This window comes from Bernardetia sp. MNP-M8 (assembly GCF_037126285.1).
Lineage (GTDB): Bacteria > Bacteroidota > Bacteroidia > Cytophagales > Bernardetiaceae > Bernardetia.
Genome location: NZ_CP147012.1, coordinates 4,627,367 through 4,639,166, shown reverse-complemented (window position 1 = coordinate 4,639,166; position 11,800 = coordinate 4,627,367). Strand labels below are relative to the sequence as shown.

Genomic DNA, 11,800 nt, shown 5'->3' with positions numbered 1-11,800 from the left:
CTTTTCTCAAATATCTTAAAAATCTGTACCTTTGCAAGCTATGAAGAAACCGTATTTAGTTGGCATTACAGGAGGAAGTGGTTCTGGGAAAACCTACTTTTTGAGTCGTTTAATGAAAAGCATCAATCCAAATGATGTATGCTTGATTTCACAAGACAATTATTATCGCCCTAGAGAAGAACAACCTATAGATGAAAATGGAGTGTCTAATTTTGACACCCCACAATCTATTGACCACCAACAGTTTAGCAAAGACATTGCAGAACTTTGTGCAGGCAAAACTGTCTATAAAGAAGAATATACGTTCAATAATCCAAACATAGTACCGAAACAATTAGTATTCGAACCTAAGCCAATTATCATTGTAGAGGGTCTTTTTGTATTCTATCATAAAACAATTTCTGATTTATTAGATTTGAAATTGTTTGTAGAAGCAACTGACCCAGTAAAGATAAAAAGGCGTATTATGAGAGATAATAAAGAACGTGGTTATGATTTAGAAGATGTTCTTTATAGATATGTGATGCATGTTTCGCCTGCTTACGAACGTTATGTCCGTCCATACAAAGAAAATACAGATATTATTGTTCCTAATAATCATACTTGCGATATTGCACTTGAAGTAGTAATTAATCATCTTAAAAAGAAATTACATATTCCTTCAAAATCTCAATCAATTATAAAAACAAAATCTCAAATCAAGTAATTTTAAATTAAATGGCAGACAAATTTGCAGTTATCGGACTTGGACATTTTGGCTATGCAGTAGCACGAAATCTAGCAGCAAGAGGTGCAGAAGTGCTTGCCATTGATAGAGATATTGAACGGGTAGAATCCATAAAAGATGATGTAGCTTATGCTGTGGCACTTGATGCAACAGATATAAAAGCACTTAGTTCTCAAAATGTAGCTGATATGGATGCTGTTTTGGTAGCCATTGGAGAAAATATAGAAGGTCTTTTACTTACAACCGTTCAGCTTTTAGAACTAAATGTAAAACGAATTATTGCTCGTGCTATGGCAGACCAGCAGCGTTTGATTTTGGAAAAGCTAGGTGTAAAGGAAATTCTTTCTCCAGAAGATGAAGTAGGAAAGCTCGTTGCTGAAAAGCTACTAAATCCAAACATGAAAGCTTTTTTGCCTTTACCTGATAATTTTTCCATTGTAGAAATACAAGCACCTAGAAGAATTGTAAATAGAAAAATAGGTCAAGTTCGCTTCAAAGATAACTATGCATTAGACCTTATTACAATCAAACGAGTGTATGAAGAATACCACGACGGAAGAAAGTTTTTTGCCGAACATCTTATCAATAGACCAACAAATGACATTGCCATAGAACAATCTGACGTTTTGATTGTTCTAGGAAAATCAAATGATGTAGAGAAATTTGTAGAACTAAACCGATAAATCAGCGACCAGTTACTAGTAAATAGTTATCAGTTAATTTCAAATTTAATGCTATTAAAATTTACTTATATCTGTGTTATCTCTGTACGTAAAGCTATATTTAATTATCGTAATTCGTAATTATTCCAAAATGAAATTATTTTTTTCTCTCCTTGCTCTTGCCTTATTACTTCAAAGTTGTGATGCCTTTACAGACAAACGAGCTGTTACAAAAGAAGAGTTTTATGAAATGAAAGATAATGTAACCATCACAAAAGTAACAGAAGGACAAATACTAGAAAGTGCAACTCCGAAAGCGCAACAGATTTATAAAAAAATAGAAGATAAGAAATCACAAATAGTACAGTTTTTAGAAGTAAATAAAGAAGGAAAACAAAAAGAATTATATCAGCTTTTAGAGTTAGACAGCACAGAAATAGAGGTTATTGAAAAAATAACTTACTATAAAGAAATTTCTGCAATAGAATACGACAAAGAAAAACAGATTTTTGAAGCCTATCAAAATATCACAGATACTACACTCTACCAAGAAAACTTACAACTCCTTCACGGAAAAGAAAAAATACTTTATAATTATCCAAATTTTAATTCTATGGAAAATAAATTTGAAGGGATATGGAGTATTGTGCTAAGTCAAAAAGCAATTATTCGTTCTTTTAAAAAGAAAAAATAGTTCGATGTCGCTCGTGGGGACACGAGCAACAGAAAAATAAAATCTTACTTGTATGGGTAAATCTAACCATTGCTTGTGTCCCCACAAGCAATACCAAAATAACAAGCTATGAAAACTAACAATTCAGAGATAAAATTAGATACTATCGAAGAAGCAATTGCTGACCTAAAAGCTGGCAAATTTGTAATCGTAGTAGATGATGAAGATAGAGAAAATGAAGGCGATTTTATTTGTGCTGCCGAATGTATCACACCTGAAATGGTCAATTTTGTTTTAAAAGAAGCTCGTGGAGTTCTTTGTATGGCACTTACACAAGAGCGTTGTGATGAGCTTGGAATTAATTTGATGGTTGGTAAAAATACTGACCCAAAACAAACAGCATTTACTGTTACAGTTGATTTATTAGGACACGGCTGTACAACAGGCGTTTCGACACACGATAGAGCAGCCACCATAAAAGCCATCACAGACCCAAACATGAAACCCGAAGATTTCGGCAGACCTGGGCATATTAATCCTCTCAAAGCTAGAGAAGGTGGTGTTTTGCGTCGTGCAGGGCATACGGAAGCTGCTGTGGATTTGGCAAAATTAGCAGGCTTTAAGCCCATTGGTGTTTTGATAGAAGTAATGGATGATGATGGCTCAATGGCTCGCCTTCCTAAACTTAGAGAAGTTGCTGATAAATTTGATATGAAACTCATCACTATCAAAGATTTGATTGAGTATCGTCTTGCAAATGATTCACTTATAGACAAAGAAGTTGATGTCAAAATGCCTACTAAATGGGGCGATTTTCAGCTTCACGCCTATACACAAAAAGACACAGGCGATACACACTTGGCACTTGTAAAAGGAGAATGGGAAAAAGATGAACCTGTTTTGGTTCGGGTTCACTCTTCATGTGTAACTGGCGATATTTTGGGTTCTTTACGCTGTGATTGTGGCGACCAACTCCAACAAGCCATGAAATTTGTAGAACAAGAAGGCAAAGGAGTTGTTTTGTATATGAATCAAGAAGGGCGAGGAATCGGACTTGTAAACAAACTCAAAGCCTACAAACTACAAGAACAAGGTTATGATACCGTAGAAGCAAATGAGAAGCTAGGCTTCAAAATGGATGCTAGAGATTACGGAGTAGGAGCGCAAATTTTGAGAGATTTAGGAGTAAGCAAAATAAAACTAATCTCTAATAATCCTAAAAAGCGTGTTGGTCTTATTGGTTATGGATTAGAAATAGTCGAAAATGTAGCCATTGAAATAAAAGCTAATCCTCACAATGAAAAATATCTTACTACAAAAAGAGATAAATTAGGACATACTATTTTGAAGGGGAAGTAAGCATTTAATTACGAATTACATTTTATCATAACTAGTTTTTATGATTTATGATTTTACTTTTAGATATAATATTTTATTCGCTATATGTAGTAACAAATATTTGGCTTTATATAATAAGCAAATTCTTGTTAAGTATTTTAAATATTAAGATAGTAAAGAGGGTATATGGAAAGAACCATAAAGCAGCCGTTGAGATGGCAACTCCAAGTTTTGAACAAACAATTACTTCTAGTGAAAGACCTATGAGTGGAGTAATTATTATGATGAATCTAATTATCCTAAATTTATTTCTTTCATTATTTTCTTTTGAAATAGGTCACATGTTGCTTGTATTGTATATTCTTTTAGTTGTTCCTAGTTATTATTTTATGAAGTTATACACAAAAAATAATAGACATAAACGTGCAATAGAGAAATTTAACAGTTATATTCTGATACAGAAAATCTCTTTATTTATATTCTCGTCTATTTTATTTTGGTCATTATGTGGAATGACTTTCTATTCTATTATTTTAATTTAAAATTTTCTAATCGTAATTTTTAATTCGTAATTGAAATATGCAACTCCTAAAAACCACTCGCACAAACTTTTTAAATCTATTGAATGAATTTTCATTAGAGCAAATCAATCAAATTCCAAAAGGATTTTCTAATAATCTAGTTTGGAATTTTGGACATCTTGTCGTTACACAGCAGCTTTTGTGTTACAAACTTTCTGGAAATGAAATGTATATTAGTGATGAACTCATTAATAAATATAGAAAAGGAACAAAACCAGAAGCTGATGCCAGTCAAGCAGAAGTAGATGAACTCAAAAAACTAGCTTTCGATTTAATTGATAAATTTGAGAAAGATTATTCAGAAAGTAAATCTATGTTTGATTCTTATTCTGAATATCCAACAAGTTATAATTATACTTTGAAAAGTATTGAAGATGCAATAAATTTTAATAATACACATGAAGGTGTGCATTATGGTTATGCGTTGGCTTTGAGGAAGGCTATCAAATAATTCAAGTTACGTAATCAGTAAATCAAGTATTATAAAACTGGTTTAAGTGTTCTTGCTTAAACCAGTTTTTATCTTAAAACAATTCTGACTCACTTGCTTCCTCTATCATTTCTTTGGCTGTTTGTTTGCCCAAATAAGAATCTATTAAATAATGGACAATGTAAAGCGTCGGAGTAAGTAAAATAGCAATAGAAAACTTATAGATATAATTGATTATTCCGACTGAAACAACTTGATTAAAACTCCACTTCGGATTTCCAAAAAAATAAAAAGCGATAAACAAAACTACAAAACTATCAATAAATTGAGAAATAAGTGTAGAGCCTGTTGCACGAAGCCAAAGGTTTTTGTTTCCTGTAAACTTTCGTAGCCATTGAAAAGTTACTACATCAATAATTTGTCCTAATAAAAAAGCTGTTAATGAACCAATAATAATTCCCATGCTTTGTAGAAAAATACGATTAAAAGCCGTATTTATATCCAATGGATTATTTATTTCTACCCAAAAAGCTGCTGGAGAAAGTCCAGTAACTACCCAAATCATAAAAAAAGCATAAGCAATAAAACCAGCTGTAAGGAAAGATATTTTGCGAACTCCCTTTTTACCATAATATTCATTTATAATATCTGTCATCACAAAGACAACAGGCCAAAGCATCACACCAGCTGTCAGATTAAAGTCAAGGGGAGAATCCCAAATAGGTAATTTTATTTGAGCAGGATGAACACCAAGAGTTTTTTCTAATGAAAATATTTTTGTTCCGACTACTTCAGCAATAAGTGCATTTGTCAAAAACAATCCACTCAAGAAGATATATAAATTTTGTTTCTTTTGATTTGTTTCTATTTTTTTCATTTGAGATGATTCAAATTATTCTTTCTGTAATTATTATTCAATCAAAATCTATTCGTTTACAGGAAATGTTTCGCCTTCAATCGCTAAAGCAGAATTGGGAAAAACAGCTTGTGCCTCTTCCAAAACAGGTAATAAATCGTAATAACGAGTAGAGAAATGTCCTAAAATGAGTTTATCTACATTTGCTTCTTTAGCAATCAAAGCAGCTTGTTGACCTGTAGAATGAAAAGTTTGTGCAGCCCGTTTTTCATGTACTTGTGTAAAAGTAGCCTCATGATACAACAAATCTACATTTTGAATAATTTCTATCAAAGGTGAAGAAGGCAAATAAACAGTATCCGAACAAAAAGCATAACTTCGTCTCTTATTTGGTGCATAAGTGTACTCTTCATTTTTCAAAATTTGATTATTATACTCAAAACTTTCTCCCTTTTTAAGAGCAATTCTTCCAGCAACAGGCAAATCAGTTGGAATTTTTTCTTTGATTAGATTTTTATCTTTTTCTTTTTCTCTAAATAAAAAACCACAACACGGAATTCTATGCAATAAAGGAATTGTATGAACTGTTACTTTTTCGTCTTCAAATAAAAATACAGATTCTTCTTGATTCGTTTCCACAAAATGAAGCGAATAATTAAGAACTGCATAAGAATATTTGAGCTGCAAAATAATTATTTCTTGTAAACCTTTGGGTGCACACAAATAGAGAGGTTCGGTTCTTCCACGCAAATTCATGGTGTTTAGAAGTCCCATAAGTCCTAAATAATGGTCGCCATGAAGATGACTTATAAAAATGGCATGTATTTTATTAATTTTTATTTTATTTCTAAATAACTGTATTTGTGCACCTTCTCCACAGTCAATCATATAATATCTATGATTGATACACAAAACCTGAGAAGTAGGAAAACGTCCGTGTGCAGGAATAGCAGCATTTGCACCTAATATAGTAAGTTCAAAAATCACGATAATAAAATTCGTTATGAACAATAAAAAAAGTAAAAAGTAAATATAGAGGGTAAAATACAAATAAAAACCTAAATTTAGGTTCACTAAATTATTTTTCAACAAAAATTATATCTTAATTTGGAATTCGTCTTTGTAAATTGAAATTTGTTTAATAATCTTGTATCAAAATCACCTCATTTATTCTATTTCCCAAACCATTATCAAGTTCTGATTACTTGCTAATGATTTTTACCTTATATATTTCACCTAAAAATCCTGCTTTTATGTTATTAAATAATTACACCTCTCAAGAAAGCTTAATTTCTATCGAAGAACCATCTTCTTTTTCTAATCAAGCTTCTTCAACTACTTGGAATGTGAAAAATCTAGATGACGACGACGATACTAAATTTAATTTAGAGGATGATTTTTCAGACCTTGATTTAGATCCAGATTTTGACGAATTTGATACTGATTTCGATGAATATGATGATTATATTTCAGAAGATGATGAGTTTTAATAATTGATAAAAATTTAGCTTTTTGTAGTTATATTCTCTTGATTCAAAAATTATTAATCTTCTTAGTAAACGCTAAGAAGATTTTTTTTATTAATTGAATTATGATGAATCTATTTGTTAAAAGACAAGGTGGTTAGTATCTTTACATATTATAACATTATTTTAATCAAGAAGATATTTTTGGGGATTGATTGCTAATAATTTATTTGAAAACAAAATAATAAACTGATTTACTTTTAAAATTTAAAAAAAATGAATAAAAAATACCTATTAACTGGAGTAACAGTCCTAGGAATTAGTACAGGTATTTTTGGATACTTTCAACTAAATACTACTTCTGTTGATTTATCACAAAAACAAGAATCAAGTATAAATATAGAAGACTGGAAAGAAAAGCAAGCTGCAAAAAAAGCTGCTATACGTAACAGAGAGGGATATGTAAAGACAATGGAAATCTCGGGTTACTTAAAATATATGAATGATATTCGTACCAAGGAAGGAGAAAAACATCCTAACTATAAAATAGGGTATCGTCAATTAGCTTTAGAAAGTAGCCTAGAAGCTACTCGTAATGCTCGTACTGAAGAAGAGTTTGTATTTGATGAGCGAGGTCCTGGTAACGTAGCTGGACGTACTCGTTGTATTGTTGTGGACGTACGAGATACTTCTAAAAATACTTGGTTTATAGGTACTGCTGGTGGTGGTATTTGGAAAACTACCGACGGAGGAAACACTTGGACAGACAAATCAGGAAATATGTCTCACTTAGGTATCACTTCCATTGCACAAGCACAATCTAGTCCAAATATTATGTATGCAACCACAGGAGAAACACCTTTTGGTAATGCTGGTATTAATGGTGGAGGTGTTTTTAAATCTACTGATGGAGGAGATACTTGGAATCGTATAACTGCTACAGTGCCTCGTATAACAGATTTTTTACATGGAACTCGTGTTATTGTTTCTCCTACTGATCCAAATTTAGTTTTGGTAACCTCTTCTTACAACCCTTTTGAAAGTAAAGGAACTGATCCTGAGGATAGCTTTACATCTAATATATTCCGTTCTACAAATGGAGGAACATCTTGGACAAGTGTCTATAATAACACTCAAAGATTACAACAAATAATTGCAGAACCAGGTAACTTCAATAACATGTATGCTGTCGGTACTGGAGGTGAAGGAGGTCAATTAATTCGTTCTACTGATGCAGGACTTACTTGGCAAGATACTCCAATGACTTCTGTAGCAGAAACTCAAGCAACAGCAAGTGGTGGTGTAGGACGTTCTGAACTAGCTATTTCTCCTACAAACCCAGCTATTATATATGCTTCTGTAGATATTGCAGGTGCTGTATCTCGTCTTTTAGTTTCATCTGATAGAGGTATTTCTTGGAAAATAGTTGAAGAAAATCGTACTCAGAAAAGAGAAGATTATTTACAACAAGGCTTCTATGATAATGCTATTGTCGTAAATCCAACAGATGAGAACACAGTATATTGGGGTGGCGTAGATTTGTGGAAAGCTACAATAAATACAGCAACTACCCGAAAAGTTCGTAAATTCTTGGGTGGAGAGAAAGAAAACTTAGATTTTCTTAGTTTTACAAGTGTTACTGGTTTTGTTGAGTGGGGTGGCAGAGTAGAAATAAAAAATCCTAGTAAGTCTGTAACTGTAGAGTTTCGTTTTGGACCTGGAAAGTCACAGAAAGCACACCGTTTTTTAGCTGCAGGAGGAGGAGCTACTTCAGGTGTTGCAGCTTCTGAATATGTATATCAAGATTATGTAGATGTGCCTTTTGAAGTTTGGGATATAGAAAACAATAGGCAACTTATGTTTTCTTTTCGTGATAATGTAGGAGATGGAGAATTTAGTTTTACAGAAAGAGATGAAGCAAATGATCCAACTTATGTAAATACTCGTGAATATATGTTTGTGCATGCTATTCCTTATGAAACAACTCCTAGTGATAGAATTACAGTAAATGCAGGACATGAAGTAGATCAAATTTATTTCTTATGGCCTTTCTTGACTCCAAACTCTTCATTTTCTCCTACTGCCTCATCTGTTTTGCGTCTTAACTATGGAGATGTTACTTATCAAGATAGCCAAATTACACGTATGACACATGGGCGTGTATCACAAGGAGAAACCCCTGGTCCTGTTAGTGGTGATCAGCTTCATGTAGATCATCATATGTTAACTTTTGCAGGTTCTCGCTTGATTTCTGTTAATGATGGTGGATTGGGGCACTCTGATAATTTCGGAAATTCTTGGAAAGAAATTGACAATAAGGGTACTAATAATGTAACTACTGCACAGTTTTATAGAGCAGACAGACATCCTACACAAGACAAATACTTAGGAGGAACACAAGACAATGGCTCTTTACTCTCAATTAGTCAAGATGGAGATGCTTCAACAGATTATAAAGAGGTATATGGTGGAGATGGAATGGAATGTGTTTGGCATGCAACCAAACCAGACTTCATGCTCGTTTCTTATACAAACAATGATATTGTTCGTTCTACTGATGGAGGAAATAGTGTCTCATTTTCATCAACAGGAATTAGCGATAAAGAAGATGATACAGCTCCTTTTGTTACTCGCTTGGGATATTCTCCTGTAGCTCCTGATGTAGTATTTGCAGTAGGTTCTAGTGGTGTATTCAAATCTACTAATTTTGGACAAGACTGGAAAGCAAAACCTATCACTGATGAACTTTGGAATTACAATGGCTCTACTACAAATATATTTCCTTCATTATGTGACCAAAATATCGTTTGGGCAGGTAGTGGAATGTCAGAAGACCGTACTATGTTCCTTTCAAAAGATGGAGGAGAAACATTTTCTCCATTACCAAATTCAATAAATATTGGTGTATCTTCTGGCTTTGCAACTAATCCTGAAAATAGAAATGAAGCCTATATGTTATTTGGACAGGCAGGTGTAGGAAAAATATGGCGTACAAAAAATTTAGGGCAATCTTGGGAAGATATTTCTGGATTTGGTCAAAATACAACAAGTAGTAAAGGATTTCCTGATGTAGTACCTTTTTCAATGGTTGTAAAAGGAGATACTCTTTTAGTCGGAACAGAAATTGGTATTATGGCTTCTTATGATGATGCAGCCTCTTGGTCACTTGTTCCTAACTTCCCAGCAGTAGCTGTCTTTAGCCTTGTGGTAAAAGAAAATGATGGGCAACTTGTAATTGGTACGCACGGACGTGGTATTTGGTCTTCTGACATAGGAATCAAATATGATAGAATTACAGGCATTTTAAATCCTACTGATGCAATTAGTCTAAAAGTGTATCCAAATCCTACACAAGACAAAGTACGTTTTGAATTACCTAAAATAACAGGTAATTATGATATTCGTGTTTATACAATCACAGGACAAGAAGTAGTACGTACTTCTAGTAAAGGTGGTGGAAATGTAGAACTGAATATTCAAAAATTTGTAGGTGGTACCTATATTTTGAAAGCTATACATAACAACAAATTATATGTACAAAAAGTAGTATTACAAAAATAGATTATTTTGCTTGATAATAAATTAAAGGTTATCATGGTTATTTTTGTATAACAGCCTTCAAGACTGTTGAATTTGATAAAATACTGTTTTTGATGGTATTTTTAATAAAAATACAAAAAACGCTTTTCTAGTAATAGAGAAGCGTTTTTTTATCTATTTTACTAAATTATCAAAAATTGAATCTCATAATTCAGATTTTGAAACAAATTAATTCATAAAGTCTTACTTTTGTTCTATACTCAATCAAAATCAGTTTTAGAAGTATATGCTTGAACTGTCAGACACCTCAAAGGTGTCAGTACAGTTAAAAAGTGTCTGACACCTTTGAGGTGTACTGATAAGTAGCTCAATTTTCTAAATCTTAATGAGTTTGAGTATAATTTATTTTATCAGTATTGAAAATATATCTAAACTACCATAAAAAATGAAAATTGCTGTTGTAGGAGCTACTGGACTTGTAGGAACTCAAATGTTACAAGTTTTGAAAAATCGTAAATTTCCTGTTTCTGAGCTTATTGCTGTTGCTTCGGAGCGTTCAGTAGGAAATAAAATTGAATTTGATGGAAAATCATATCGTGTACATAGCATGCAAGAAGCTATCGATGCTGTTCCAGATATTGCTATTTTTTCAGCTGGAGGTTCTGTTTCTTTAGAGTTTGCTCCAAAGTTTGCAGAAAAAGGAACAATTGTAATCGATAATTCTTCGGCTTGGAGAATGAATCCAAACTACAAATTAGTTGTACCAGAAGTAAACTCTCATGAGCTTCACGACCTAAATGAAAATGATAAAATAATTGCCAATCCAAACTGTTCAACAATTCAGATGGTAGTGGCTCTCAATCCATTACATAAAAAATATAAAATCAAACGTGTAGTTGTTTCTACCTATCAGTCTGTAACTGGAACTGGAAAAGCTGCTGTTGATCAGCTTATGAGTGAGCGAAAAGGCGAAACAGCAACAAAAGTATATCCACATCCTATTGATTTAAATGTACTTCCTCATATTGATGTTTTCTTAGAAAATGGCTATACAAAAGAGGAAATGAAAATGGTTTTGGAAACCAAAAAAATTATGAGTGATGACTCTATTCAGGTGACAGCTACTGCTGTTCGTATTCCAACTATGGGAGGACATTCAGAAGCAATCAATGTAGAGTTTGAGAATGATTTTGATTTGAATGAAGTACGAGAAATCTTGAAAAATTCAGAAGGAATTATTTTACAGGACGATGTAAGCAAATTTGAATATCCAATGCCAATTAATTCAGAAGGAAAAGATGAGGTTTTTGTAGGAAGACTCAGAAGAGATGAAAGTCAGAAAAACACGCTCAATATGTGGGTTGTGGCTGATAATCTTCGTAAAGGAGCTGCCACAAATGCTATTCAGATTGCTGAATATTTGGTAAAAGAAAATTTATTAAAAACAGAAACGGTATAAAAATCAAAAAAGAGTTCAAATATTAATTTTTGAACTCTTTTTTATTGGCTTTTACTTCTTACTTCTAA

General features: G+C 32.6%; 11 protein-coding genes. 9 read left to right on the top strand and 2 right to left on the bottom strand.

Annotated features, from left to right (window positions below; all coding sequences use genetic code 11):
* The first annotated feature begins 40 nt into the window (after nucleotides 1-40).
* The 6 genes from udk (at nucleotide 41) to V9L04_RS18735 (ending at nucleotide 4,432) form a co-directional block, all read left to right on the top strand.
* Nucleotides 41-706 (top strand): uridine kinase, encoded by a 666-nt coding sequence (gene udk / locus V9L04_RS18760; RefSeq protein WP_338791456.1) that lies wholly within the window; start codon nucleotides 41-43, stop codon nucleotides 704-706.
* Between the two features lie 11 nt (nucleotides 707-717).
* The gene (locus tag V9L04_RS18755) at nucleotides 718-1,410 is read left to right on the top strand and encodes a TrkA family potassium uptake protein (protein ID WP_338791455.1); all 693 of its coding nucleotides are present in this window, start codon (nucleotides 718-720) and stop codon (nucleotides 1,408-1,410) included.
* A 130-nt stretch (nucleotides 1,411-1,540) separates the two neighbouring features.
* A complete protein-coding gene (locus V9L04_RS18750; RefSeq protein ID WP_338791454.1) occupies nucleotides 1,541-2,083 on the top strand; it encodes a hypothetical protein in 543 nt (180 codons plus the stop codon).
* A gap of 108 nt (nucleotides 2,084-2,191) precedes the next feature.
* Nucleotides 2,192-3,421 (top strand): bifunctional 3,4-dihydroxy-2-butanone-4-phosphate synthase/GTP cyclohydrolase II, encoded by a 1,230-nt coding sequence (locus V9L04_RS18745; RefSeq protein ID WP_338791453.1) that lies wholly within the window; start codon nucleotides 2,192-2,194, stop codon nucleotides 3,419-3,421.
* Between the two features lie 125 nt (nucleotides 3,422-3,546).
* Nucleotides 3,547-3,942 carry a hypothetical protein gene (locus V9L04_RS18740; RefSeq protein ID WP_338791452.1) on the top strand — a complete coding sequence of 132 codons (396 nt, stop codon included), beginning with the start codon at nucleotides 3,547-3,549 and terminating at the stop codon, nucleotides 3,940-3,942.
* A 37-nt stretch (nucleotides 3,943-3,979) separates the two neighbouring features.
* Nucleotides 3,980-4,432, top strand: coding sequence for a DinB family protein (locus tag V9L04_RS18735; protein ID WP_338791451.1), 453 nt, complete (start codon nucleotides 3,980-3,982; stop codon nucleotides 4,430-4,432).
* A 73-nt stretch (nucleotides 4,433-4,505) separates the two neighbouring features.
* Here V9L04_RS18735 and V9L04_RS18730 read toward each other — a convergent pair whose 3' ends face one another.
* A complete protein-coding gene (locus V9L04_RS18730) occupies nucleotides 4,506-5,288 on the bottom strand; it encodes a queuosine precursor transporter (protein ID WP_338791450.1) in 783 nt (260 codons plus the stop codon).
* A 48-nt stretch (nucleotides 5,289-5,336) separates the two neighbouring features.
* On the bottom strand, nucleotides 5,337-6,254 hold the full coding sequence (locus tag V9L04_RS18725; protein WP_338791449.1) for a ribonuclease Z: 918 nt from the start codon (nucleotides 6,252-6,254) through the stop codon (nucleotides 5,337-5,339).
* Nucleotides 6,255-6,478: 224 nt separating this feature from the next.
* Between V9L04_RS18725 and V9L04_RS18720 the strand changes: the two genes are divergently transcribed.
* The 3 genes from V9L04_RS18720 to V9L04_RS18710 all read left to right on the top strand — a co-directional run bounded on the left by V9L04_RS18720 (nucleotide 6,479) and on the right by V9L04_RS18710 (nucleotide 11,732).
* Nucleotides 6,479-6,757 (top strand): hypothetical protein, encoded by a 279-nt coding sequence (locus V9L04_RS18720; protein ID WP_338791448.1) that lies wholly within the window; start codon nucleotides 6,479-6,481, stop codon nucleotides 6,755-6,757.
* Nucleotides 6,758-7,009: 252 nt separating this feature from the next.
* Entirely contained in the window at nucleotides 7,010-10,294 is a 3,285-nt protein-coding gene (locus V9L04_RS18715; protein ID WP_338791447.1) for a T9SS type A sorting domain-containing protein, read from the top strand.
* Nucleotides 10,295-10,718: 424 nt separating this feature from the next.
* Nucleotides 10,719-11,732, top strand: coding sequence for an aspartate-semialdehyde dehydrogenase (locus V9L04_RS18710; protein ID WP_338791446.1), 1,014 nt, complete (start codon nucleotides 10,719-10,721; stop codon nucleotides 11,730-11,732).
* Nucleotides 11,733-11,800: the final 68 nt, after the last annotated feature.

Coding starts and splice junctions, on each gene's coding strand:
- V9L04_RS18715 (WP_338791447.1), top strand. CDS start 7,010: ATGAATAAAAAATACCTATTAACTGGAGTAACAGTCCTAGGAATTAGT.
- V9L04_RS18745 (WP_338791453.1), top strand. CDS start 2,192: ATGAAAACTAACAATTCAGAGATAAAATTAGATACTATCGAAGAAGCA.
- V9L04_RS18735 (WP_338791451.1), top strand. CDS start 3,980: ATGCAACTCCTAAAAACCACTCGCACAAACTTTTTAAATCTATTGAAT.
- V9L04_RS18720 (WP_338791448.1), top strand. CDS start 6,479: ATGATTTTTACCTTATATATTTCACCTAAAAATCCTGCTTTTATGTTA.
- V9L04_RS18750 (WP_338791454.1), top strand. CDS start 1,541: ATGAAATTATTTTTTTCTCTCCTTGCTCTTGCCTTATTACTTCAAAGT.
- udk (WP_338791456.1), top strand. CDS start 41: ATGAAGAAACCGTATTTAGTTGGCATTACAGGAGGAAGTGGTTCTGGG.
- V9L04_RS18730 (WP_338791450.1), bottom strand. CDS start 5,288: ATGAAAAAAATAGAAACAAATCAAAAGAAACAAAATTTATATATCTTC.
- V9L04_RS18755 (WP_338791455.1), top strand. CDS start 718: ATGGCAGACAAATTTGCAGTTATCGGACTTGGACATTTTGGCTATGCA.
- V9L04_RS18710 (WP_338791446.1), top strand. CDS start 10,719: ATGAAAATTGCTGTTGTAGGAGCTACTGGACTTGTAGGAACTCAAATG.